The 24232-nt window shown below is 47.0% G+C and carries 31 protein-coding genes; 20 read left to right on the top strand and 11 right to left on the bottom strand.

Translation table 11 applies throughout. The annotated features are described in order from the left end of the window. Both Mcas_RS09165 and Mcas_RS18490 read right to left on the bottom strand, forming a co-directional pair. Nucleotides 1-417: transposase (locus Mcas_RS09165; protein WP_162176292.1), on the bottom strand; the 417-nt coding region annotated here is incomplete at its 3' end. 66 nt (nt 418-483) lie between these two features. Beyond that, nucleotides 484-708, bottom strand: a complete 225-nt coding sequence (locus Mcas_RS18490) for a Rha family transcriptional regulator (RefSeq protein WP_040335222.1) — start codon at nt 706-708, stop codon at nt 484-486. A 157-nt stretch (nt 709-865) separates the two neighbouring features. On the opposite strand from Mcas_RS18490, the gene Mcas_RS09155 reads away from it, so the two are divergent. Together Mcas_RS09155 and Mcas_RS09150 are read left to right on the top strand one after the other, a co-directional pair. Then, nucleotides 866-1189: a CCDC90 family protein gene (locus Mcas_RS09155; RefSeq protein ID WP_040335221.1), complete on the top strand. Its 324-nt coding sequence runs from the start codon at nt 866-868 to the stop codon at nt 1187-1189. A gap of 147 nt (nt 1190-1336) precedes the next feature. Beyond that, nucleotides 1337-1573 carry a hypothetical protein gene (locus Mcas_RS09150; RefSeq protein ID WP_040335220.1) on the top strand — a complete coding sequence of 79 codons (237 nt, stop codon included), beginning with the start codon at nt 1337-1339 and terminating at the stop codon, nt 1571-1573. Here Mcas_RS09150 and Mcas_RS09145 read toward each other — a convergent pair. The 5 genes from Mcas_RS09145 to Mcas_RS09130 all read right to left on the bottom strand — a co-directional run bounded on the left by Mcas_RS09145 (nt 1554) and on the right by Mcas_RS09130 (nt 2698). Next, nucleotides 1554-1736 carry a hypothetical protein gene (locus tag Mcas_RS09145; protein WP_040335219.1) on the bottom strand — a complete coding sequence of 61 codons (183 nt, stop codon included), beginning with the start codon at nt 1734-1736 and terminating at the stop codon, nt 1554-1556. The two genes, Mcas_RS09150 and Mcas_RS09145, sit on opposite strands and share 20 nt — an antisense overlap. Nucleotides 1737-1819: 83 nt before the next feature. Continuing rightward, the gene (locus Mcas_RS18160) at nt 1820-1969 is read right to left on the bottom strand and encodes a hypothetical protein (protein ID WP_156033290.1); all 150 of its coding nucleotides are present in this window, start codon (nt 1967-1969) and stop codon (nt 1820-1822) included. Further along, on the bottom strand, nt 1966-2154 hold the full coding sequence (locus Mcas_RS09140) for a hypothetical protein (protein ID WP_040335218.1): 189 nt from the start codon (nt 2152-2154) through the stop codon (nt 1966-1968). Before Mcas_RS09140 ends, Mcas_RS18160 begins: the two co-directional genes overlap by 4 nt. Beyond that, the gene (locus tag Mcas_RS09135; RefSeq protein ID WP_040335217.1) at nt 2144-2338 is read right to left on the bottom strand and encodes a hypothetical protein; all 195 of its coding nucleotides are present in this window, start codon (nt 2336-2338) and stop codon (nt 2144-2146) included. The genes Mcas_RS09140 and Mcas_RS09135 overlap by 11 nt, the downstream gene beginning before the upstream one ends. Nucleotides 2339-2455: 117 nt before the next feature. Further along, on the bottom strand, nt 2456-2698 hold the full coding sequence (locus tag Mcas_RS09130) for a transcriptional regulator (protein ID WP_040335216.1): 243 nt from the start codon (nt 2696-2698) through the stop codon (nt 2456-2458). Nucleotides 2699-2802: 104 nt separating this feature from the next. Here Mcas_RS09130 and Mcas_RS09125 point away from each other — a divergent pair, with 104 nt between their 5' ends. From Mcas_RS09125 to Mcas_RS09105, 5 genes are all read left to right on the top strand, one after another. Continuing rightward, entirely contained in the window at nt 2803-3495 is a 693-nt protein-coding gene (locus Mcas_RS09125) for an XRE family transcriptional regulator (RefSeq protein WP_040335215.1), read from the top strand. A gap of 258 nt (nt 3496-3753) precedes the next feature. Continuing rightward, nucleotides 3754-4677 carry a BstA C-terminal domain-containing protein gene (locus Mcas_RS09120; protein ID WP_052567082.1) on the top strand — a complete coding sequence of 308 codons (924 nt, stop codon included), beginning with the start codon at nt 3754-3756 and terminating at the stop codon, nt 4675-4677. A gap of 38 nt (nt 4678-4715) precedes the next feature. Beyond that, the gene (locus Mcas_RS09115; RefSeq protein WP_040335214.1) at nt 4716-5138 is read left to right on the top strand and encodes a hypothetical protein; all 423 of its coding nucleotides are present in this window, start codon (nt 4716-4718) and stop codon (nt 5136-5138) included. Between the two features lie 16 nt (nt 5139-5154). Further along, on the top strand, nt 5155-5481 hold the full coding sequence (locus Mcas_RS09110) for a virulence RhuM family protein (RefSeq protein ID WP_040335213.1): 327 nt from the start codon (nt 5155-5157) through the stop codon (nt 5479-5481). Nucleotides 5482-5490: 9 nt separating this feature from the next. Then, a complete protein-coding gene (locus Mcas_RS09105) occupies nt 5491-6045 on the top strand; it encodes a hypothetical protein (RefSeq protein WP_040335212.1) in 555 nt (184 codons plus the stop codon). A 44-nt stretch (nt 6046-6089) separates the two neighbouring features. On the opposite strand, the gene Mcas_RS18155 is transcribed toward Mcas_RS09105, so the two are convergent. Then, the gene (locus Mcas_RS18155) at nt 6090-6461 is read right to left on the bottom strand and encodes a hypothetical protein (RefSeq protein WP_156033289.1); all 372 of its coding nucleotides are present in this window, start codon (nt 6459-6461) and stop codon (nt 6090-6092) included. 64 nt (nt 6462-6525) lie between these two features. On the opposite strand from Mcas_RS18155, the gene Mcas_RS09100 reads away from it, so the two are divergent. From Mcas_RS09100 to Mcas_RS09055, 10 genes are all read left to right on the top strand, one after another. After that, a complete protein-coding gene (locus Mcas_RS09100) occupies nt 6526-6723 on the top strand; it encodes a hypothetical protein (protein WP_040335211.1) in 198 nt (65 codons plus the stop codon). 52 nt (nt 6724-6775) lie between these two features. Further along, entirely contained in the window at nt 6776-6955 is a 180-nt protein-coding gene (locus Mcas_RS09095) for an Lcl C-terminal domain-containing protein (RefSeq protein ID WP_040335210.1), read from the top strand. Further along, nucleotides 6952-7104 (top strand): hypothetical protein, encoded by a 153-nt coding sequence (locus tag Mcas_RS18150; RefSeq protein WP_156033288.1) that lies wholly within the window; start codon nt 6952-6954, stop codon nt 7102-7104. Before Mcas_RS09095 ends, Mcas_RS18150 begins: the two co-directional genes overlap by 4 nt. 146 nt (nt 7105-7250) lie before the next feature. After that, nucleotides 7251-7544 carry a hypothetical protein gene (locus Mcas_RS09090; protein WP_040335209.1) on the top strand — a complete coding sequence of 98 codons (294 nt, stop codon included), beginning with the start codon at nt 7251-7253 and terminating at the stop codon, nt 7542-7544. Then, nucleotides 7532-8374 carry a recombinase RecT gene (locus Mcas_RS09085; protein WP_052567081.1) on the top strand — a complete coding sequence of 281 codons (843 nt, stop codon included), beginning with the start codon at nt 7532-7534 and terminating at the stop codon, nt 8372-8374. Before Mcas_RS09090 ends, Mcas_RS09085 begins: the two co-directional genes overlap by 13 nt. Next, nucleotides 8374-8967, top strand: coding sequence for a PD-(D/E)XK nuclease family protein (locus Mcas_RS09080; RefSeq protein ID WP_040335208.1), 594 nt, complete (start codon nt 8374-8376; stop codon nt 8965-8967). Before Mcas_RS09085 ends, Mcas_RS09080 begins: the two co-directional genes overlap by 1 nt. After that, entirely contained in the window at nt 8964-9617 is a 654-nt protein-coding gene (locus Mcas_RS09075) for a hypothetical protein (protein ID WP_040335207.1), read from the top strand. Before Mcas_RS09080 ends, Mcas_RS09075 begins: the two co-directional genes overlap by 4 nt. 486 nt (nt 9618-10103) lie before the next feature. Beyond that, the gene (locus tag Mcas_RS09065) at nt 10104-10913 is read left to right on the top strand and encodes a DNA adenine methylase (protein WP_040335205.1); all 810 of its coding nucleotides are present in this window, start codon (nt 10104-10106) and stop codon (nt 10911-10913) included. A 155-nt stretch (nt 10914-11068) separates the two neighbouring features. Next, nucleotides 11069-11305, top strand: coding sequence for an excisionase family DNA-binding protein (locus Mcas_RS09060; protein WP_040335204.1), 237 nt, complete (start codon nt 11069-11071; stop codon nt 11303-11305). Then, nucleotides 11302-12297 carry a tyrosine-type recombinase/integrase gene (locus tag Mcas_RS09055; RefSeq protein WP_040335203.1) on the top strand — a complete coding sequence of 332 codons (996 nt, stop codon included), beginning with the start codon at nt 11302-11304 and terminating at the stop codon, nt 12295-12297. Before Mcas_RS09060 ends, Mcas_RS09055 begins: the two co-directional genes overlap by 4 nt. A 104-nt stretch (nt 12298-12401) precedes the next feature. On the opposite strand, the gene Mcas_RS09050 is transcribed toward Mcas_RS09055, so the two are convergent. Then, entirely contained in the window at nt 12402-15818 is a 3417-nt protein-coding gene (locus Mcas_RS09050) for a VWA domain-containing protein (RefSeq protein WP_040335202.1), read from the bottom strand. A 94-nt stretch (nt 15819-15912) separates the two neighbouring features. Between Mcas_RS09050 and Mcas_RS09045 the strand changes: the two genes are divergently transcribed. Continuing rightward, nucleotides 15913-17280, top strand: a complete 1368-nt coding sequence (locus tag Mcas_RS09045; RefSeq protein WP_040335201.1) for an FAD-binding oxidoreductase — start codon at nt 15913-15915, stop codon at nt 17278-17280. Between the two features lie 203 nt (nt 17281-17483). On the opposite strand, the gene lpxC is transcribed toward Mcas_RS09045, so the two are convergent. Together lpxC and Mcas_RS09035 are read right to left on the bottom strand one after the other, a co-directional pair. After that, on the bottom strand, nt 17484-18515 hold the full coding sequence (gene lpxC / locus Mcas_RS09040) for a UDP-3-O-acyl-N-acetylglucosamine deacetylase (protein WP_052567080.1): 1032 nt from the start codon (nt 18513-18515) through the stop codon (nt 17484-17486). A gap of 108 nt (nt 18516-18623) precedes the next feature. Next, the gene (locus Mcas_RS09035; protein ID WP_040335200.1) at nt 18624-20012 is read right to left on the bottom strand and encodes a TldD/PmbA family protein; all 1389 of its coding nucleotides are present in this window, start codon (nt 20010-20012) and stop codon (nt 18624-18626) included. A gap of 220 nt (nt 20013-20232) precedes the next feature. Here Mcas_RS09035 and Mcas_RS16675 point away from each other — a divergent pair, with 220 nt between their 5' ends. Both Mcas_RS16675 and Mcas_RS16670 read left to right on the top strand, forming a co-directional pair. Continuing rightward, nucleotides 20233-22290 (top strand): PAS domain S-box protein, encoded by a 2058-nt coding sequence (locus Mcas_RS16675; protein ID WP_162176290.1) that lies wholly within the window; start codon nt 20233-20235, stop codon nt 22288-22290. After that, nucleotides 22269-24140, top strand: a complete 1872-nt coding sequence (locus tag Mcas_RS16670) for an MASE3 domain-containing protein (RefSeq protein WP_052567078.1) — start codon at nt 22269-22271, stop codon at nt 24138-24140. The genes Mcas_RS16675 and Mcas_RS16670 overlap by 22 nt, the downstream gene beginning before the upstream one ends. Nucleotides 24141-24232 lie beyond the last annotated feature (92 nt).

Raw genomic sequence — 24232 nt, 5'->3', positions numbered from 1 at the left:
CCTTAGATACTCTTTAATTAACGCTTCATGCACTTTATCACCTATCCCATGTAGTGCATATTCAGCAAAAGCACGTGAGAATGTTGATTCTGATGGTATATCTTGTATTTTAGCAAATCCACATATCTTTCTCAGATTTGGCATCGTTTTTAGAGATTCTATCAAAAGACTTGTCGTAGGGTAATTATAGACAACTTTGGCTACAAACGCTCTGCCAATTGCATACCTCTCCTTGAGTTTACGACCTATGCATTGACTGTCTACCCACCACATATGTCTTTCTATCTGAACTATCTCCAGGATTGTAACTAACTGCTTTTGTTTCTTGGTTATTGAATCGGTAAGTATTTCTTCCAACTCTGGGAACAGTACCCGTTGTATATTTCCTGCTAACCATGATATACTCTCTAATAACATTATGTTCTCCTTTTAATCTATTATATTTAGGTGTTATATTATAGCACAAAGAGAACTAAAAAAGGTTTAGTTTAGGAGTTTTGCAAGAGGCTCGGAGGATAACCGAAAATTCGGCTCTCTAAAATCCTCTGGTATTTCAAGCCCTTTGATTGCTTCCAGGACATGTGCATGTCTCTTGCCAAATTTATCGGCGACCTCTCTTGAAGTGGTGAAAAGTTGGCCGTTCTTTTCGTAGATTACGATCTCGTTGTTTGAAACTTCTGCTTGCTTTTTTTCTACTGGGTTTGTCATACTAAATATACCTCTTGTACTTATCGAGGCCGTCCCGCAAAGGCGGCCTTTTTTCGTTCTCGCCAGTGAAACCAGCGTAAGTGGGGTGGTTGTCAAGGGGGGTGAATTTTTGAGTATTGCCATGATAATATGATACAATGAAGTACGGAGGTATGTTATGAATGATACGTTGATATTTGACACCCACGCATATGTAAAGAAGCTAAAGGCCGTGGGGTTTACGGAAGAACAGGCCGAGGTACAGGCAGAGGCTATGTCAGATTTGATAGAAGAAGGATTAGCCACAAAGCGGGACTTGAAAGAACTTGAAGTCGCGCTTAAACGTGATATGAAAGACCTTGAAGTTGCGCTTAAACGGGACATGGACTTGCTTAGACGCGACATGAAAGAGCTTGAACTTCGACTGTCTGTCCGATTAGGTACTATCATGGCTGCGGGGATTGCAGCCATAGCCGTGTTGATGAAGCTGTTTTCGCATTGAGTAATTTCGTTCCCTTTTAAGGCCGCACAGCGAATGCGGCCTTTTCCATTTCCACCGGTGAAACCGGCGTTATTGCCTGCCCAGTTCCCACCCCTTCTGCTATAATATTGACAGTCGATCAACTTACAACAGAAAGGGGGTGAGGATATGGATAAGGCTGAACAACAAAAGGCTGAGTTTGTTTTAAGTCTGGCGAAAGAGCTTCTGTTCTCTTCTGGGATAAAAGTACCAGAAGAAACTGTTACTGTGCATAGAGGGGCTTCTTCAGAGAAAAGACCAAGCAGTGAAGAACAGGACGCATTTGAGCGTGTCGCTTCAAGGTTGATCGATTTTCTGTCTAAGCAGTATGACCTTGCAGGCAACATTAGTCAGACTTCTCGCTAAGAGACGGATTTTGACTCTGCATTAAGTAGACGACTGGGTTAAAATCCATATGCTCTATAACATCAAATACCAGGTCTCGTGGTATTACAGAGAGGATGCCGGCTAAATACATGCCGGCCTCTCTACCTTTTTCAAAGTGATACTTGTCGATGTCTTCGGTCATAGTGACTCCATAATTACCCTGTCGTTGTTGTCCACAACCTTAATTTTTATCATGTGTTCCTCCTATGTGTTGATTGATTGTTGTCATTTGTATACCCCCGTGACTTTCGGGCAATCATCCGGCCTGGCCCCGTAGCGTTCACCCTCCGTCCAGACGCACGTTGGCTGGTAGCAATCGGGGCAGCGTTGCCGACTATACGGGCAGTCCTGGCAGATGTCGTGGATTACCGTCATCCCTCCGTCTCCTTGCTGTACTCGTATTCCCTCACGGCCTTGCATATGCCATTGCCGAAAGGGTGTCGTGGCTTTCTCTCCGCCTTGGCGTCCCGAACGAGCCTCAGCAGCAGGAAGTTCTTCCACGACGATTCTACTTTTGCCAGCCTGCGGTCGATGTCAGCCAGGTCAATATTAGTCTTCATAATTATCCTCTATATCAAGCCCCCACTCCGTAGGATTGTATTTTATGTTATGCAACTCCTTAGACAAGCACTTACGCACTTTTGCGAATATGGCAGACCTCTTGTTTTTCGGTAGCCTGTCAAGCTCCTGGCTGATTCGAGGTGTTACCCGAAACGATATTGTGTCATCCAACTTATCTGACATCTCCTTTTCTCTCATTGTTCGTTATGTTTGCAATGTAAACAAAGTAAACCTTGACCCCGCCCCTCAACCGTGGTAGGCTAAAGACATGGGCAGCCAGCAGCAGACATACCACGCACATCACGACGCCTCCGGCGGGAGGGAGAAGGACTTGGCCTTCGCCAGCTTCTTGAAGATGTCCGGGCGTAGGTCGGATGCTTGGATTTGCCCTGCTGTCTCTTTCTCTATTGCAAGAGCCACATACCTTGAAATCCCTCTATTTCCATTCACAATTTGCGATAAGTATGGCTGGCTTATCCTTAGCCTGTTGGCTGCTTCTGTTAGCGTCAGCCCTTTCTGTTGTATATATTCCCGTATACTCATAACTATAACAATAGCTCATGCTATATGGATATGTCAAGATAAACTTTTAAACAATAGCGAACGCTTGTTATGTGTTTGTTATAGCGTGTGTTATGATTGGATGTATGGAATATAAGGAAATTGTAGATTATTTGCTTCGCTCAAAAGGGTGGAAACCTATTGACTTGGCTAACAAGCTGAACAAAGACCCAAATATTATAAGTCAATGGAGAACTGGCTACAGGAATGTTGGCAAAAAAGCCTTAAAGGAAATTTCACAAGCATTTGGGATTACAATGGATGCAATAGAGCGTGCACATGAGACAGGGGATGTTAATTGTTTAGTGCCATCAAGTGAGAATATTCCAGACATAATAAGAAAAAATAAAAACGTAACAATTGAAAGAGACATTGTCATGATTCCCGTGTATGACGGGGTAAAATGTGGGGTAAACGGGATAACAAGAGGAGAGTTGATTAGCATGTTTTCAGTGCCAGTAAGTGGAGTAAGGGGTATCCCAAACCCAGAGCAAAATTGTTTTTGGGTTGTAGCAGAAGGGGATAGCATGTTACCACGGATATATCCAGGAGATTTGGTACTTGCAGTCAAGAGTGGGGTTGTAGAGATTAGGAATGGTGATTATGTTCTCTTCTTCATGGATGATGAGACTACATTAAAGATTTTCAATGATGCCGGAGATAATATAGTTCTTACGGCTCTTAATATTAGCTACAAGCCAATTGTGATTAAGAAAAAAGAAATTGCAATGAACGGGGTTAATATGTGTAAAGTCTTAAAAATTTTAAGCAATCTGTAGAAGTAGGGTTAGCTAACGCCCGATAACAGGTTTTCCTATCGGTAAAACGGCTCAAAACAGGAGATAACAAGAACGAAGAAGGATGAGGATTTTAAAAAGCAACGAATTAAGTGAATCGGTAACGTGTCAGTTTAAAAACAGTGGGGCTTGCCCTGCTTGTTAAATCATAGATAAGAAAAGGAGTAATGATATGTCTAAATATCCATCAGAGGAGAACGTAGGGGGCAACAATAAAGTATTTGAAACAATGAGTTAGGAGTGGGAAAGGCTGTTTTGGGGGCATCCCCAATATATATTCCACACGATCTTTTCCACATCGAAAAACAAGTCGAACACAATGGAATAGAAATGGGCGTTCTTGAAAATGGTATTCCATATCTCTCTGAGAATGGCCTTGCGAAAATGTGTGGCGTTAATCGTAGTGTATTAAATCGTTTAGCGATTAATTGGCCTGATGAAAAAAGTAAAGAACGTGGCATGGCTATAAATCAAATGCTTGAGGAATCCGGTTATTTTGAAAATAACCTATACCTTAAGTCTGATCTTAATGGAACTACTGTAAACGTATATACTGAGCCGGTTTGTCTTGCAATACTTGAATATTACGCATTCGTTTCAAAAGAAAAAAAAGAGGAAGCTATTAATGCATTCCGTACACTTGCTCGAACTACATTCCGCCTTTTTATTTATAAAGCTACCGGCTACGCCCCTGATCAAAAAATCTTAGATGGTTGGAAACACTTTCATGATCGTGTTGACATGCTTTCAGATTCTGTTCCTTTCGGTTATTTCAGTATCTTTCGTGAAATTGCATCTATGATAGTTCCAATGATCCGGTCTGGTGTTATGATAAGTGATAAAGTAGTCCCAGATATTTCAGTGGGGAAGCTCTGGAGTTCTCATTGGGAAGAAAACAACATGTCAAATACGCATGGTAAGAGGATTAAATATGAACACGAATATCCACTTTATTATTCTCAGTCGAAGAGTAATCCTCAATCGGCATTTGCATATCCAGATTCAGCATTAGGTGAATTTAGAGCTTGGCTTCGACAAAACTACATTACTAACAAATTCCCTGATTACATTATAAACCAAGTCAAACAAAAGAAAATCCCAGCTCCTGTTGCCGCTAAAGTAATAGAGATTTTTACTAATGCTCAAATATCTAATTCAAAATAAGAAAATTGAACTGTATAACATTGACAAACGGAGGCGACATGGACGACAATATAGGTATATTAGACGCAACGCTACCGGCGTTGACAGCAAAATTTAGTGGGTATAGAGAGGAGGATTTAGTGGTAAGAGAACCTTTAGAGCTAAATGAAGAGGCATACTTAGACTATCTAAAGTCGGTAGTTGATGTCTATCCGTTTTTGGCAATAACGGGACTAAGGGTGTTAACAGAATCTATGCTGAGGAGAATATGTGAAGAAAAGCAGGTAGCACTCAGAGATAAACCAACATTAGGAACATACGTAAATGCTTTGCACAAAGCAGATCAAATGAAATTATCCGACTGGAAAGACATGTTAGTTTTCTCAGAGTTTGAGAACATAGCCTCACACGGATATAAGATATCACCGGAGACGGCACAATGGGCACTGGAGGCGATACCGGCTATGCTAAAAACACTATAGGATGTAATGAGGTAGTATGGATGACAATAACATAATGCCAAAATCTTCGGATATAATCTTTTATTCCTCGGCGGACGGCAATATGCACATCGAGGTGTTTTTTAAAGATGAGACATTCTGCCTTAGTCAAAAGAGAATGGCGGATTTATTTGGTGTTGAGATACCTACCATAAACTACCACCTAAAAGAAATATTCAAAAGCGGCGAATTACAGGAAGATTCAGCTATTAGAAAAATTCTAATAACTGCCGATGATGGTAAAAACTATCTAACCAACTTCGACAAAGAAGTAAAAAAGATACTGAAAAATCCTAAGCAATCAAAGAAAAAAGACAAAGAGTGAGGTAACGCCATGACGTTTGAAGATGTAATGATGGGCTTTGAGGCTATCGGGAAGGACTTTGAGAGGATGAGGAAGGATTCTGAGGAAAGAGGAAAAGAGCTTAAAGATGTAGTCGCAGGTCTTAGAGAAACACGGGAGACCGTTAACGCACTAACTGGCAAGTGGGGCAACTTTGTGGTAGGGTTAGTTTTACCGGCAACAAAGAAGATGTTTAAGGAACGCGGGATTGTTCTAAAGAATATTTTTAAAGGCGCTGAAAGCGACGAAGAAGACGCTAACATGGAAATAGATATCCTGGCTGTTAATGGTGAATACGTAGTAGCAATAGAGGTTAAGAGTACATTAGGGGTAGACGATGTGAATGATCACCTGACCAGACTGTCCAAGTTTAAACAAGCATTTCCTACTTACGCTGACCGGCAGGTCATAGGTGCCGTAGCAGGCATTGTCATAAACAAAGGGGTTGATCGATATGCTTATCAAAAAGGACTGTTTGTTATCGGGCAGAGCGGCGATACGGTCACGATACTAAACGATGACAAGTTTAAACCTCGGTGCTTTTGAAACAACTTTAATTCCGTAGAATTCTACAGAATTAAAATTCTTAATTACTTATCAAATAGCATTAATTTGGGTGTTATTTCCGGTAATTCCTCTATTTTTATTTGATTGTACGCAAATTTACTTAACCCCTTATCATGACTATAAATATATGAAGCTCCATGTGTTAGTGCAATAGCCACTATTTGACAGTCAAATGTTATCATGTTTTTTGTGATCCCCTCCTGCTTTAATCTTTCTATAGAGCCGTCATCTTTTTTATTTCTTAATATCTTTACATAACAACAGAAAACTTTATTTCCATTATATCCATACCCGTGTCTCCATACCTCTACTATACCACACCCACCACCAACCCGTAAACTCAAGCCGTGGTGCCGGGTTGGGGGGGGTAAAAAATATTTTTCATTGCATAACAATAGCTATTGACATTCTCTATAGCATGTGCTATACTATAACCATGAGACAACACAGGAGGCAACGATGATGACAACAGCGCAGACAGCACCAGCAACACCGACCACGGCAATAGCCCAGATAGCCTGTGCGCTCGGGCTGACGGAGATGGAGGTAATCGAGTCAGAGTTGGAGAGTTTAACCAACGGCTATCTGGCAATCTGGGACTTGTCACCGGAGGCACAGATGATAGCGTCACAGATGGGATACTGCCCCGACATATAACAATCAAACCAGGGGGGAGGGTGGCAAGCCCTCACCCGAAAGGAGGCATTTAATGATAGAAGAACAAGCAATAGAACCGCAAGCAACAAAGCCCCCCGGCCCGTGGAGGCTGCCGACAATCAACAGTCATGCCGACCTGGAGTGGAAGAAGGACGCTGGCGAAGTTGGCGAAAAAACCTGGCCGAACGCCATTGATTACGTAGAAGGGCTGAATAAAAAGGAGGTTGTATGAAAAAATTGTACGGATACAGTATGCCAGGCTACACAAAGGAGACAAGGAATAACTACCGTCGCTGGAAAAGACAGTACCTTGCAAGTCAGCGTAACAGGAAAGGGTTCCTGAGTTGGCTGTGGAATACCGTATGGAATTATGCGGCATAGAACAGGATGCCCCGAAGCCGACAAATAGAAACGGCGAAACAAACACCACAGGCCGGGCGGAGAAAGGAGAGCGACCGTAGATAGCCCGACTCTCTCCCGCTCCGGTGGGAGACCTGGCCGAAACAAAATATGAAAGGAGATAAAAAATGACAATAGACGAACTCATAGACCTGCTAATAGCGAAGCGCACGCAGGTAGGCGGCAACGCTGCGGCCTACGTCGCATTCGGCAACGCACCTGTTACTATCAACGCTGTGCAGGTTGAGGACAGCGACCACACTGGCACCTTCACCGACAAGTGGGTGCAGATACGGCTCGACCTCGGTGAGAGGATGGAACACGTCTTTGCCTGTTTGCTCAAGGGTGAGCACAAGCGGGCTATGCTTACAGCGGGCAAGCGGATAGAAAGGAAGATAAAGGAGGATATATGTCTGAATTAACACCAGCATTAAGAGATCAGAAGGTTCGCACCGTAAGGGGTCTGATAGACAAACACAAAACGCAACTTGCAATGGCCCTGCCAAAACATGTATCCCTTGACGTCTTTACACGAGCGGCACTAACGGATATACAGTCAACACCAGGACTGCTTGACTGTGACCCAATGACGTTGATCCGCTGCCTGATGCAGCTATCGCAATTGGGTTTACAGCTCGGCTCATTCCTGGGACATGCTTATCTTGTCCCGTTCAGGAATAACAAAGAGAACAAGACGGACGTACAACTGATCGTTGGTTACAAGGGCCTCTACGACCTGGCACGCAGAAGCGGTAAACTCATAACAGTGTTGGCAGAGGTAGTATATGAAGGCGAACCTTTCAATCTTGAACTCGGCCTTAACCCGGTGCTAACACATTCACCGTTGCCACCATCCAGGCGCAGTAATCAGATAATCGGTGCTTATGCCGTTGCTGAACTTAAAGACGGAGGCAAACAGTTCCAGTTTATGTGGAAAGAGGATATCGATGCAATTGCCAATAAGGCAAAAAATAAAAGTAAAGTTAGCCCCTGGCATGACCACTACCCGGCAATGGCAAAAAAGACAGTCCTCAGATCACTCGCAAAGTTACTGCCCATGAGTGCAGAATTCTATCAGGCTGCGGCAATGGATGAAGAAGATATGCAAGTGTCCTTTGGCGATGAGGTACTAGAGCTACCTGTACCTCAACCCGACAATGGGATAAAACCTCCAAAGAGTAAAACGGAGGCGGCAAAAGAAACGGCAAGCGAGCATCTTTTTGATAAGCCTTTAGAAGCTGAGGTGGTTTGATGGTAGATGTATCCTTTGACGATGCAACACATACCTATACGCTAAACGGTGTTGTACAACCATCGGTGACTCAAATTTTGTTAGCGATGGAGTTATACAAAGGTCATGAGTTTATGACCGATGAACACGCAACCAGAGGCAAATATGTCCACCTGGCATGTGAACTTTTGGACAGAGACGACCTGGATGAAACAGATTTGGACGAAAGCCTGAGAGGCTACGTCGAAGCGTACAAGAAATTCAAGGTGGAGTCCGGTTTTAAACCTGAGCTGATAGAGTATCGCGTGTGTTCACGCATCTACGGGTTTGCGGGCACACTTGACCGTACCGGCACCATCAATGAAATCTATTGCATCCTTGATATCAAGAGCGGGGTAAAGCAGCCGTGTGACGCTCTGCAAACGGCTGCGTACATGGTAGCGCTGGGTGAAGAAAAGGGCTGGGAAAAGAAAGTGCGCTGTCAGAGATATGCGCTGTATCTCGGCAAGGACGAGACGTACAAGTTGGAACAACACGCAAACCACACGGACAAGGACGTATTCCTGTCAGCGTTGGCTGTGTGCAAATACAAGAAGGAGAACGGATTGATATGATTGCAATAGAAGCCTTCACTGTAGAGATAGAGGTGAAGAGTTCAGAGATCAAAAGGCAGGTTGACAGCCTCAACATAACAGATATGGGTTCCTACGAATTTGCTGCCAATGTTTTAAAGGGTGTTAAGGGGTTGATAAACGAGGTTAAATGCCTGTTTGCCCCGCATAAAAAGAAAGCAAGCGAAGCCCATAAAGGATTGGTTAAGGATGAATCCGAAAGGTTGACACCCTTACAAGAGGCCGAGGATATTATCAAGGGCAAGATGACGGCCTACCTGAAGGCAGAAGAAGAAAAGCGCAAGGTGTTGCAGGCCAGGCTGGAAGCAGAGGCGAAGAAACACCAGGAGGAGATACGTCTGCAAGAGGCTGTAGCCCTGGAAGCGGCAGGAGATACAGAGGGCGCTATTGCCATCTTGGACGCTCCTGGCTATACCCCGGCCCCCTTGTTTGTGAGCAACATCCCGAAGGTCTCAGGCGTGAGCGAGCGGGAGGTCTGGGACTTTGAGGTGGTGGATGCCAAACTGGTGCCGGATCAGTACAAGACGGTCAACATGACGGCGATACGTGGTGTTGTACGCTCGTTGAAGGGAGCCACGGACATCCCGGGTGTTAAGGTGTTCGTTGAGAAACAGATGGCGGTTCGGGCATGACGCTCTTTGATCTATTATCATCAGGTTGGGAAGGGACGCTTACGTGGGAAGAGATAACTGAGATGTTAGGCTTTAATCTTAACGTAGCCGCTCCAAACTATCGTAGAGGATATAAGTCAAGAATGTTTTTCTTGTGGGACGTTATGCTAAGTTACGGATATTACATCGGTGAGAATCGAGGAAGTACAACGAGTACGGGGACGATATATGTCAGCAACATGGTGTTTAGGAGGGTAAAATGAAAGATAGGCGCTGTGGATACAATAGACATAACGTCGAGCACTGACGTAAAAGTGTGCGCAGCTTCTTAGGGAGCATTACTATCGGACTGGCAGAGGGCTTCAACGCCCCGCTGGCCGATATAAAACAAGGAGGATATATGCACGAAAAGTTAAGAGCAGAAATAACAGGGCAAATCGAAGGGTTGTTAGACGAGCCTGTCTTTATCGACACACGACAGGGCTTGTTTGACGAAAAGAAGACAGCATGAAACCATTCCTCAAATGGGCAGGAGGTAAGACACGGCTTTTGCCGGAGCTGATGAAATACGTACCGGAAACGTATGGCAGGTATATTGAGCCGTTTGTGGGCGGAGGGGCGCTGCTGTTTGCGTTGAAGCCTGAAAAAGCCTTGTTGGCGGATAGTAATTTTGAATTAATATGGTCATATATCGCTATCCAAAAACGTCCATCTTTCCTGATGGCATTTCTTGACAAACTCAGATGCGCTGATAACGCTAATTTCTATTTACAACAAAGAGAAAACTTCAACAAAAACAAAGCGATGCCATATCATATTGCAGGACAACTGATATATCTCAATAAGACCTGTTACAACGGGCTTTATCGAGTCAACAAGAAAGGAGAATTCAACGTCCCATATGGCCGATACCATACTCCTGACCTTTACGAGGCGAAAAACATAGAGGCAATTAGTGATTTTTTGTCTAACCATAAAAGAATAGAGCATTCTTATTTCACTAAAACGTTGTCATTTGCAAAACCAGGCGATTTCATCTACTGTGATCCACCCTACCACGGAGGGTTCACGGCATACACAGCACAAGGTTTTACTGAAGAAGACCAAATGGAACTTGCTGGTATGTGCGCGGATTTGTCAAACAGGGGATGTCATATCTTGGCATCCAATAGCAATACTGATTTCATTTGGAGACTATGGGAGGCTCATAGCTGTTTCGACATCCACGAAGTAGAGGCACCACACTCGATCAACTGCAATGGCAACGGGCGGGGTAAGGTTAAAGAACTGATTATCACTAACGTTAGGAAGGACTGAATGCGAGAATTGAAGGACATGTTTAGAGCACTTTGGGCAGCAGTGAAAGGGCTTTTACATTTTAGGAGAAAACGTTGCAATTGCAACATCCCGTTGAAGCCAATGAGCCGTGAAGAAGCAATACGGATATTCAAACAACAAGGATGGATGTAGTAGTGATTAAGAAGACCCCGCCACGGCCTAACGCTGCCGTACTATCGCCCGGGGAGGCGTGCTATGTCCTCGGCCTGTCGTGGAATACCCTGCGTCCGCTGCTTATCTCCGGTGAAATCCGCCACAAGCGCATCGGTACCAGGTATATCATCCCGCAACAGGCCATTGACGACTATCTACAGTCAGACGTAGACCGCGCGCGGGCATTTGCAAAAACCATCATCAGAGGCGTAAAATGAAATCAGTTGATGGCATGAGACTGTTTAAACGGGAAGACAATGGCATCTGGTATGTGCAGATTGACAGGACGCACAAGCGGTCTTTGCAGACACGCGACGAGCGCGAGGCCAAGATGCGGTTTATCGCCCTCCAGCGGGAGGCCGTCAAGGGCAAGCTGGTTGTGCTGGACAGGACGCCGACCATGTCGCTGCAAGAGTTTGTGACAGCGTATCTGGACTGGTGTGATAGCAACAGAGCGGGTGAAACTTTCAAACATGTAAAAAAATCACTGGATAAATTCACAAAGGTAATCGGACAAGGCAAGCAAATATCAGTCATAAAAAAGCAGGACATGGACGCATATGTAACTTATTGCAGGGCTATCAACAACAAACCTGGAACTGTAAACTCAGACATGAAGCGAATTAAAGCAGCCTTTTCATGGGCAGTTGAAAGAGAATACCTTAAAGTTAATCCCATTGCAGGGTACAAGCAACTACGAGAACAAAAGATATTTCCACGTTTTCTTAATGAACAACAAATACAGAAGATATACGCTGCGATAGGAGACAATAAGACGTATCGGTTAATGTTCGCCCTCTATCTACACACGGGAGGAAGAAGGTCAGAGATACAAAGGCTTCAATGGGTAGATATTCAAGAAGATGGTGTTATTTTCAGAAAAACCAAGTCATATCAAAGTCGAAAAGTGCCTGTATCTGAAGGGCTGGAAAAAATAATAACAGAGTATGGTCGTGGAATTGGTAAGATATTCGAAATGAAACCTGATACTATCACACACAGAATGAAAATTTACTTTAAAAAAGCAGGCGTTGGAGAGTTCAGATTGCACGATCTTAGACATACATTTGCATCATTACTTGTACAAAAAGGGATCAGTCTTCAAACGGTACAAGAACTACTCGGTCACAGTTCATACAATACTACCCTTATATATGCACACATGAGTCAAAGTCATCTGCAAGATGCAATTGCAAAAATCGACTACTAAAATGCAAAAATGCGCCCAAAACACACCCACCCCCTCTATAAATAAGCGTAAAATATAGGGAACTCAAGGCAAAGTTGGTGACACGGCTGTTTACACCCCTGAGCTTATCTTTCGGATAGCAACAGCAGAAACCTTATAATATCTGACATCGTTTCCCTCAGTGCCATAATCTGTTCCTTGATGCTGTCGGAGTTATTTTCGCTGAGGTTGTCGGATAACACCAGCAGAAACCTTATAATATCCGACATTGTTTCCCGGACTGCCATAATCTGTTCCTTGATGCTGCCTGAGTTATTTTCGCTGAGGTTGTCGGATAACACCAGCAGAAACCTTATAATATCCGACATTGTTTCCCGGACTGTCAGAATCTGTGCCTTGACACTGCCGGAGTTATCATCGCTGAGATTGTAGGAGACCTTCCGGATAATATCCTCTATGCCGTCAATGGTGCTGCCTATTGTCTGTAAGGAGCCGCCAAGGTCATGGAATAAAACGGTCGTTTTTTCGTTTAACGTATCCACCGTACCTGAAAACGCCTCCCTGCTCTGTTGAGACAACTGCTCCAGCTTCACGCCCAGTTCCGAAACAATTGCCATGTCGGGGAGCTTGCCCTTGAGCTGCGCCAGTTCGTCGTAGAGCCCCCTGATGGCAGTCTCCAGCTTTTCCGTCAGGCTACTCTGAACCTTGTCTATTGAACTGCGGGTCTCCATGGCAGACTTGTCCATTGGCATGTCGGAGAGCTTTTCCCTTAACGCAACAAGCTCGTCATTGAGGTTCCTTATTCCCTCTGCCATCCGCTCTGACACGGACGTGTCTATGGAGGTCTGAAGCGTTTGAGTGAACTCCAGCAACCGTTCATCAGAGCGTTGTCTCATGGTATTGTTTGTCTTTGCTATAAAGCCCTCTATTTCGTCAAGCCTGTTGGAGAGTGCATCAAAGGAACCCTTTATATTATCCGGCCACGTTACCGGGGGGTTGTCTCTGAGACTGGCGAGGTCTTTGGCAATGGTAGCTATGGAGGTCTCCAGCTCTTGCAACCTCCCCTGCACCGCCGCCAATATCGCAGACATGGAGGTGTTCAACGACGACCCAAATGCCGTGGATAAACCATTGAGACCATCCTGGGTCTGTTGCTTTAATATTTTGTTCGTCTTTGAAATAAATGTTTCGAGCTCATCAAGTCGCCCTGAGATTAGCTTAAACGAGGCACCCAGGCTACTAATCTTACTGTCAAGATTGCTGCTGTCAACACCGTTCTCTGCGGGGGACTTGTCCCTCAAATGCCTGACCTCGCCGGCAATGTCCCGCAGACCCGCTTCAAGCTCCTGAACCGTTGACGCATATGTCAGTATCCAGTCAGGCGACGTCTGAATCAACCGCGATAAATCCTTGAAACCGGTCTCGGTTTTTTGCTGTGCTGCGTCGTTGGTCTTTGCTATAAACGTTTCGATCTCATCGAGTCGCCCTGCGATTGCCTTAAACGAGGCCGCAAAGGCGTCAATCTTCCTATCGGTGTCGTTGTTTGCGGCAGGTTTGTCCTTCAACTGTGCAATCTCCCCGGCAATATCGGCCAGGGCTGACTCGACCTTCTGAATCATCGGCGCATATGCCGAGGTCAGATCAGGGGGCGTCTGTATCAACTGCGACAATCCCTTGATGGCATCTCCGGTCTTTTGCTGTGCTGTGTCGTTGGTATGTGCTATAACCATCTCGATATCATCTAAACGGTCTGTTAAACGGTCTGTGATTTCTTCAAGCGAGCCGGCAAGGGCATCTATCTTAGATCCAATGTCGTAGTTGAAAGGGAAATAGTCCTTCAGTTTAGCAATCTCCTTGGTAATATCACCTAAAGGCTTATCTTTATCCTGGCACTTTAACAAATCATCAGGGATATTATACACCTGCAACAGCTCACTGATGGCATCCTTGGTATTTTGAGTATCTTGCCATGCCGAATCGCTAATCTCTGTGATGGCCGCCTCGATCCCGTCCAATCTATTTGAGAGCTTCTCAAAGGAATCACCATACTTGTCCGCTGACAGGTCATCCCTGAGGGTAGCGACCTCTTTGCTGAGGGCTTTTATGCCCTGCTCCAGCCTTTCCTGTGACGGGATAACAATGGTCGGCAACTTGTCATTTGTCTTTACCAGTTCTTTGGCAATGCCCTTTATGCCTGCATCCATCGCCTCCATTCTGTCCGACACCATGCCCGTGACGCTTGCCATCTTTGCCAGCTCTCTTTCGAGTCGGCCAATGAGCGGGCTTACATCTTCCGTGGGCAGATTTCTCAGTTCAGCGGTGAGGGCCGTTATCCGGCTGCCTGCGTCGTTGAGCTTATAGACTATTTCTTCAAAGGGGACTTCCGGCCTTGGCTCTGATACCTTGCTGGTAATGGCATCGATCTTACGGTTGATGTCATCGATTGTCGTTACCGCAGCATTTGTGGTGGCCGACTCCTTTGGCCTTCTCAGTGCCCACAAGGCCAGCAGGATATTGCAGAAGGCAGACAATCCTAAAAGCATAAACAAAATAACGATCAATCTGTTATCCGACCAATTGCTTTGTGTAACCTGAAGAGTCCGTTCAACAGGGATGTGTTCAACCTTTGGGGTGGTCATGGTGGCGGTAGCCGGGGCGGTGGATACGGTAAACTCCTTCTGTGCGGTCAGCTCCTTGCCCATGTGGTTGAAGCCGACAACGCCTGTATATTTACCCGGGGGCAGCGTGAGGTCAAAGTCAACAATGTACCTGCTGTCAACAATGTCCGATATGATCCTGCCCAACTGAACGATCTCATTGTGGTTGGGAGAGAGCAGGAAGTAGCCCCCGCTTATGTCTGATAGCTTCTTGATGGCATCTGTGTGCTTATGCTTTCCCAGAGTAATCGTATAGAGCGGGATATAGGAGCTTTCCACCGTGTTTAAGACATCCTGTTCATTGAGGTGACTGTGTTCGTCTCTGCCGTCGGTTATCAGGAGGATAGCCGTTTTTGAGGTGGGGGCACGTGAGGCTTTCTTTATACCGTCTGTGACGGCCTGATACAGGATGGTCTTTTTCTCAACCGCCTTTAAGTTGTCTATCTGACTGTAGAGCAGTTCCCGGTTTTGAGTGAAGTGTACGACGTCTCTGATTTCGCCGCCGAAGGTTATCAGCATTATATGGTTGTCATCGTTGAGTTGATGTATGAGATTGAACAGGTATTTTTTTGTATCCGAGAGGGCAACACCGCTCATGCTGCCGCTGACATCCACGGCAATGATGACGGAGAGGGGGTCTTCATATTTTTTTTGTAATGCGGAACCTTTAGCCTTCTTGTCACCGACGGTCAGGGTAAAGTTTCCGGGCTTTAGCCCCTGGATGCTCTTACCCCTTTGATCGTGTACGTCGATGACTGTCTGCAAGGTTCCGGAGCTGTTAGCACCAAGTGCGGCTATGTCCAAGCTGACATTATCCTGCTCCTGCCCCCCGGCCAGCGACAGTGAGACAAGGGCAATACAAATAACTAAAAATATCCTCTTCATGTCTGTCATTCCCCCGTAATAATTTTTTAACACACTTTAATATCGTTGGGATACTATATCACAAAACAGATCAAAAGGTATATAATAGTAACCTATGGGAATAAAGAGTCTGAGCAAAGTACTGACAGACGACCAGTACTCCACGGATAAGGAGGTGCTGTTGTGCTACGGCTACGACGCCTCGGGTATAGACATCACGCCTGCTGCGGTGGTGTGGCCGCAAACCACCACGGACATAGTGAAGATCACACGGTTTGCCTACGAAAACAACTACAAGCTGATCCCCCGAGGGGCGGGTACCGGTATGACCGGCGGTTCGGTGCCGATGGCCAACGCTATACTGATGAGTCTGGAAAAGATGAACCGCATCATTGAGCTGGACGTGGAGAATCTCAACGTGGTGGTTGAGCCTGGGGTCATAAACGGCTTGTTGCAGATAGAGCTTGAAGATAAGGGCTATTTTTATCCCCCCGATCCGGCAAGCCTCAACATATGCAGCATTGGCGGCAACGTGGCAGAAAATGCCGGAGGACCGCGTGCGGTCAAGTACGGCGTTACGCGCGACTACGTGATGCAGTTGGAGGCCGTGCTGCCCGATGGCAGGGTAATCAACACCGGTGTCAAGACGGCCAAGGGCGTTGTGGGATACGACATAACCAGGCTCCTGGTTGGTTCCGAGGGGACGCTTGCCACTATCAGCAAGATTCGCTTGAAGGTGTTGCCCAAACCTGATAGTATCATCACGTTGCTGTCGGCCTTTGCGAGCGTTGAGGACAGCGGCAGGGCGGTTGCAAAGATAATCGCATCGGGTATCATCCCGCGTACCCTTGAGCTGATGGACAAGTTGACACTGTTTGCGGTTAATCGTTTGAAGCAGGTGGGGTTTCCCGAGGACATAGATGCGCTGTTGCTGATCGAAGTTGACGGCAATCGCAGGACTGTGGCCAAGGAGGCCGATGTGATCTCAAACATCTGCAATGAGTTTGGCGGTAAGATCAAGGTAGCCGTTGAGAGTCAGTCGCGTGATTTTCTGTGGGATGCACGGCGCAGTGTGTCGGCAGCGTTGTATAAGATAAGTCCGACGAAGATAAACGAAGACGTGGTGGTCCCCATAAACAGGGTTCCGGCGTTGCTAATGGGAATAGAGAAGCTGTCGGAGAAACACGACCTGCCCATTGCATGTTTTGGACATGCCGGAGATGGCAACATACACGTTAATATCATGACAGACAAAAGCGAACAGGATATCTTTAACAAGGCCGAAAAGGTGGTCAGACAACTGTTTGAACTGACTCTGAGCCTTGGAGGCACCCTTTCGGGTGAGCATGGCATAGGCCTCACCAAAGCCAAGTATATCGATATGGAACTGGACATGATAAACATCGACCTGATGAAGGGAATTAAAAACCTCTTCGACCCCAAAAACATCCTCAACCCCGGAAAGATTTTTCCGCCGGAGTAATAAAGGTTCTTTCGTATCCTCTTTATATTTCATGGTATGCTGAAATGACACAGGTTTTTTCAGGCATGATAATTGAGTGTGAAATAATGGGGTCAAGGGGACTGGTCCCCTTGCAGGGGGTTCTGAAGGGGGGCGGAGCCGCCCCTTTCTTTCTTGTATACAAGCAATAGGGAACGTCATCCCTTTCTTCCTTCTTTTTATGCCTATATGTAGCTGTAACTTAAGACGGGATAACGGGAGCTTTGCACCTCTTCGGCGACTATCTCCCAGCACTCAGGGGAGGTCATGAGTTTTTTGAGAAACTTTACGTTTGTCGTGTGCCCGGACTTATCTGCCACGATGTGCCCCTCTATCGGGAAGCCAAAGAGCGAAAAATCACCGATGCTGTCCAGAATCTTGTGCCGCACACACTCGTCCTCAAACCTCAAACCCGACTCGTTGACAACGGAGTCTTCGGTGAATATCACAGCATTGTCCAGGGAACCGCCCTTTGCCAGACCATTTGCCCTGATGTATTCGACGTCCTTGAGGAAGCCAAACGTCCTTGCCGGGGCTATGTCCTCGATAAAGGTATCCGCATTGAGGTCTATCGAGAGGTACTGCTCACCCAGAAAGTGATCGTCGAAGAACAATCTGAATGTTATCTTTCTGCCATCATAGGGATAGATCGCCACGCTTGAGTGCTTATCTTCCAGCTTGATGGGACTGAGTATCTTTATAAAGGGCATTTTCTTGTGTTGTTTTTTGATACCGGCATCCAGTACCAACTCGGCAATTTCCTTGGCGCTGCCATCCAGTATTGGTATCTCCGACCCCTCCACCGCAATATCGACGTTGTCAATGGACAGAGCCGACAGCACTGCAAGCAAATGCTCCACGGTGCGCACAACCTCCCTGCCATTGCCCAGGGTTGTGGCAAATGCCGTATCCACAACTGAACTTACACGCGCAACAAGCGACATATCTCTGCCTTCGCTGTAACTACCCTCCAGGGCATTGGCATCACTCTTGTAGCCGCTCAACCTGCCCAGCCTGCTTAACTTGTCCAACCTGCTCAACCTGTCCAGCCTCTGCTTGCCGAGCCAATTGGCACTCAGGCCCAGTCTGCCAACCTTGTGAAAGACGATGCCGTTGTCTATCGGCGCCTGTCGTATATGCACCCTGCAGTGGGTACCGGTGTGCAGTCCTACGCCTTCAAAGCTCACGTCTCTTTTTATTGTCCGTTGTGATCGCATGTCTGGTTTTTAATCAAATTACATGCCAGAACGTACTCCCTTTAAACACCAGAGTTGAGTGTTACTTTATGTATAAAAAAAGTATTTGTTGTGTTTTAAACGACACAATCACACCTCCCCGCCGACCACAATGTCTGGTATCCTTACGGTGGGCATCGCATCGGAGACGGGTACGCCCTGACCGTCTTTACCACAGGTGCCGATGGCAAAGCCAAGGTCGCTGCCTATCATGTCAATGGCACTGAGCACGGCTGGACCATTTCCACAGAGAGTTGCCCCCCTTACCGGCTCGTCAATCATGCCGTTCTTGATCAGAAAGCCTTCCTGGACGTCAAAGACGAAGTCCCCCGTGACGGTGTTGACCTGACCCCCGCCCATCTTCTTCACGAACAGCCCATTTGGAGTGCCCTTTATGATGTCATCGACAGAGGAGTTACCGGAGGCCAGATATGTGTTGGTCATACGCGGTATGGGCCTGGACTGATATGACTGCCTCCTGCCGTTGCCTGTGGAACGCACACCGTCACGCATGGCGGTTAGTCTGTCGTACATGTACTGAGTGATGACGCCATCCTGTACGAGGACGTTGCGCCGGCCCGCGGTGGCCTCATCGTCAAAGACACAGGAGCCACGCTTGCCCGGCAGAGTGGCATCGTCTATCACGGTGACGAGCGGGGAGGCTACCAACTGCCCCTTCTTGCCACTGTAGACCGATAGTCCCTGTTGTGCCAGGTCTGCCTCAAGCCCATGTCCAATGGCCTCGTGGATCATCGTGCCGCCAGCCTCGGAGGAGATGACCACGGGCATCCGTCCCCCACTGACCCGCCTGGCATTGAGCATACCTACGGCACGTGAGGCCGCCTTCAACGCAACGGCACCAACGTTATTGTCGTCAAATATCTCAAACCCCATTCTGCCTCCGATGGTTTCGTAGCCGGTTTGAATGACGTTGCCCTCTTTGGCAATTACGTTGACGACAAAGAGCGTCTGCACCCGTCTGTCCTGGCAGAGGTTGCCATCGGAGTTGGCTATCAGTACGTCCTTTGTGTTGTCCATGTATGACACGGTTACCTGCACGATCTTGTCGCTGAACGTTCTGGCTGCGGAGTTGGCTTTTTGTATGAGGGCGATCTTTTTTTCCACAGGCACGGCCTCCGGTGGGTGCAGGACGACGTAATTAACCGTTGGTCGCAGTCTGGTCATGTCGGCAACCATGCCCGGGGTGTTTCCCCTGACGGCCCTGCTTACAGTCATGGCACACTCATGCAGCGACTCCGTGGCCATATCGTTGGTGTAGGCATATGCCGTCCGGTGACCAAAGATCACCCGTATGCCAACGCCACACTCCCTGCCCGTGGATATCTTTTCGATCCGCTGGTCCTCCATGAGGATGGACAGAGGCGTTTTATCCTCAAAGTATACATCGGCATACTCACCGCCACTGCTTAACGCCGTCCTGAGCAGTTGACTGCAAAGCCCTTCTTTTAACTCATCCATATGGTCTCCTTGTATTTTTTCATCAGTATATCTGTAAAACCGGCTGGTTGACACGGCATAAGAGGACTCTCTGACAATAGTTCTCTACATACCGAAAATTATAACAGTATCTCTACATTATTGCAACACGGAAGGGAAAAACATCCCCTTCTGCCGTGAGGGTCACGTAACTGACAATTGCTGACTTCTCAATGCCATGTTATGCTATACTGTTATTATCATGTATTTTAATTCTGATGGCAGACAAGACATTCTTATCGTGGACGATGTCCCTGCCAATATTGTGGCGCTTGAGACAACACTCACGGGGCTTGCGCTTAACATCTGCAGGGCACACTCAGGACGTGAGGCCCTGCAGATACTCCTGGAGTGCAACATAGCCCTGGCCATTGTCGATGTAATGATGCCGGAGATGGATGGCTACGAACTGGCCACCCTGATGAAAGGCAATAAACGAACCAGAGATATCCCCATAATCTTTATAACGGCCCTGGACACAAACCTCAGCCATACCTTCAGGGGGTATGAATCCGGTGCCGTGGATTACCTGTACAAGCCCGTAGAGCCAATAGTACTGATAAGCAAGGTCAAGGTGTTTATCGAACTGTACCGCCGCAAACAAGAACTCCAACACATGACCGACATGCTCATACGCTCGCAGGAGAAGTACAGAAAGCTCATCGAAACAACCGATGACGCCATATTGATCGCCGACGCGCAAACAGGCCTGATCACGGACGTCAACGAGGTAGCCCAAAGACTCCTGGGCCGAACCAGAGAGGAGCTTATCGGTATGCACCAGAGTGAAATCCATCCCCCGCAAGAGACTCAACGATACGAACGCTTATTCAAGGAGCGCATTGCAAGAGACAAGAGTTTCAATGAGTCCCTTGAGGTCATCACCAAATCCGGTCAGGTCATACCCGTAGATATCAGGGCCGGCATAATAGAACTTGATGGCAGAAAGGCAATAGCAGGCTTCTTCAGAGACATCACCAAATACAAGTGCGTACAAGAGGCCATCATGGAAAAGACCGTCTATCTCGACAACATACTCTGCTCCTCCTTTGACATGGCCATTGTGGCAACGGACATAGACCTGACCATCAAGTACTTCAACCCCATGGCCGAGGTGCTCCTCGACGTCAAGGCAAATGCCGTTATCGGCAAGCCCCTCACCGAAATACACTCACAGCAGAGGGTAAACGCCCTGCGTGTGGAGACCGCCCTGCAACAGGTAAACAGAGGGCAAGAGTACACATTTACCTTTAACCGTCATAGCAAGGGCGGTGTCAAGTCTATAGAGGGCAGGGTCTTTGGCATCAGGGACAAGGACAAAGCACTCACAGGCTACATATGGATGCTTCACGATATAACCGAAAGACAACACACCCGGAGTGAACTTGAAAGATACCGCAATCACCTCGAAGAGATGGTGCAGTTGCGCACCGCCGAGCTGCAGAGCGTCAACAAACAACTGGAGGAAGAGGTGGTATCCCGTAAGAAGGCCGAAGACATGCTTAAAATCCAGGCCGAAGAGCTGCTCCGTTCCAATAACGAGCTGGAGCACTTTGCCTACATGGCCTCCCACGACCTGCAGGAACCGCTGAGAAAGATCGCCAGCTTTACGGAGCTGCTGAAACAACGCTATGAGGGCCGGCTAGACCCCAAGGCAGATAAATTCATCGATTACATAGTCGATGGCACAACCAGGATGAAGAAGCTGATAAACGACATGCTGGAGTTTTCACGAGTTGGCACGCAGGGAAAGAGCTTTGAACCTGTCGATTTTGTGCAGGCGCTCCAGAGTGCCTTGTCCAATCTGCAAAGGTCTGTAGATGAAAGCAAAGCCACAGTGACAAACGATCCCCTACCCGTTATCATGGCCGATGAGACGCAGATAGTCCAACTGTTTCAAAACCTGATAGCCAATGCTATCAGATTCAGGACTGACATCCCACCGAAGATACATGTATCAGCAATACTGGCGCATGGGGGACAGGCCATTGAAACCAATGACGGCTTTGTACGTCTGTCGGAGTCGCAATGGCTGTTGTCCGTAAGCGACAACGGCATCGGGATAGACGTTGAGGACTATGACAGGATATTTATGATGTTTCACAGGCTCCATGGCCGTGGAGAGTATGAGGGTACAGGTATCGGCCTGGCAATATGCAAGAAGATCGTGGAGAGACATGGCGGACATATATGGGTTGAGTCACGTATAGGTGTAGGTTCCATGTTTTATTTTACATTATGCCCGTTATCTTCGCATTAACAATCTTTGCCGGACTGTATATAATCAGTCTTTATAACTATCTGGTGTTTCATAGTCTGATAGAGTTGTTTGGGGTTATCTTGTCTCTTTGCATCTTTGTTTTTACCTGGAAATTAAAACACCTGTTGAAGAATAATTTTTTTATCTTTCTGGGAGTTGCCTACTTCTTTATCGGGACAGTAGAGCTGATGCACATGATTGCCTACAAGGGGCTTGGTGTATTTCCCGGCCAAGGGGCCAATCTTCCGACGCAATTCTGGATCGCAGCCAGATACACGGAGGCGTTATCCATCCTGGCGGCCTTCTTTGTTATTGATAAGAGGGTTAACTGGTACTACCTGGTGGCCATCTATGTGGGTATAACGGCGTGTGTGTTGCTATCCATCTTGAGCTGGAATATCTTCCCTGTGTGCTACGTTGACGGTGCAGGATTGACGCAATTTAAAAGAGGCAGCGAGTATGTAATATCCCTGGCATTTATAATTTCGGCGCTCCTGGCAAGGGCAAAGAGTACGCTGTTTGCCCCTGAGACATACAGGCTGATTCTGACCTCCATTATGCTGGCAATTGCCGCCGAGTTAGTGTTTACGTTATACATTGGGGTCTATGACTTTTTTAATCTCACCGGCCATTATCTCAAGCTCATATCGTCCTATCTTATATTCAAGGCAATCGTGGAGGTGGGTCTGGTGGAACCCTACAAGCTAGCCTTTGCTGATCTGCTGGAGAGCCGCGAGCAATTAAACAAGCTGTCAAAGGCCGTAGAGCAAACAGCAGACCTGATCGTGATAACCGACAAGCAGGGAATCGTCCAATATGTCAATCCAGCCTTTGAGGCCGCGTCAGGTTTCAGCAGGCAGGAGGTTGTTGGCAGGAATCTGAGAATAGTAAAATCCGGCATACACGGTGTTGAATTCTACGCAAACCTCTGGGATACAATACTCAAAGGGAATGTCTTTCGGGACACCTTCGTAAACAGGAAAAAAGACGGTGCTCTGTACTATGAGGACAAGACCATCACCCCGGTGACAAGTGAGGCCGGTGTCATAACACATTTTATATCCATAGGCAGAGACATCACGGAGCGCAAGAGGGTTGAATCTGAGCTTATGGTGCGCTCTTACGAACTGGCCAGGTCAAATGCCGAGCTTGAGCAGTTTGCCAGTGTGGCCTCCCATGACATCATGGAGCCCCTGCGGATGGCCACAAATTACGCCGAACTATTATCAAACAAGTATGGCCGGCAGATGGACCCCACGGCCACAAAATACATTGACTACATCCTTCATAGCGTCCAGAGGATGCGGGTGTTGATAACCGACATCCTGACCGTATCGCGCATAGACAGCCAGGGCAGGCAATTCAGGGATGTACATCTGGGCAATCTGCTTAACACGGTTATCCTGAACCTCAAAGCCGCCATAGAAGAAACCGGAACCGTCATCACCTCGGATGACCTGGGCGTAGTCAGAGGCGATGAGACACAACTGCTCCAGTTGTTTCAACAGTTGATTGGCAACAGTATAAAGTTCAGATCAGAGAAACCACCCCGGATACACATCGGGGCAATGATCATTGACAGCACTCAGGACAAGGCCTATGACATTCTACGTACACCTGACACTGCAACGACGTTGATTTGCGTAAAGGACAACGGCATTGGCATAGACAAACAGTACCAAGAAAAGATATTCGGCATCTTTCAACGTCTCCACGGCAGAGACAAGTACGATGGCACGGGGATAGGGCTGTCGATATGCAAAAAGATCGTCCAAAGACACGGGGGCAAGATATGGGTAGAGTCCGCCGATGGCAATGGCAGCGCCTTCTACTTCACCATCAGTACTTAAACTCTATTCTTCTTTTTTCTGAGATTTGTTTTTTATACGCTCTCCATAGATAAAAGCCGAGGCAATACTACCAATAGTGGTAATAGCAACTG

Origin of the sequence: Candidatus Magnetobacterium casense (assembly GCF_000714715.1) — a bacterium.
Lineage (GTDB): Bacteria > Nitrospirota > Thermodesulfovibrionia > Thermodesulfovibrionales > Magnetobacteriaceae > Magnetobacterium > Magnetobacterium casense.
This window is presented reverse-complemented; position numbering and strand designations above follow the sequence as displayed.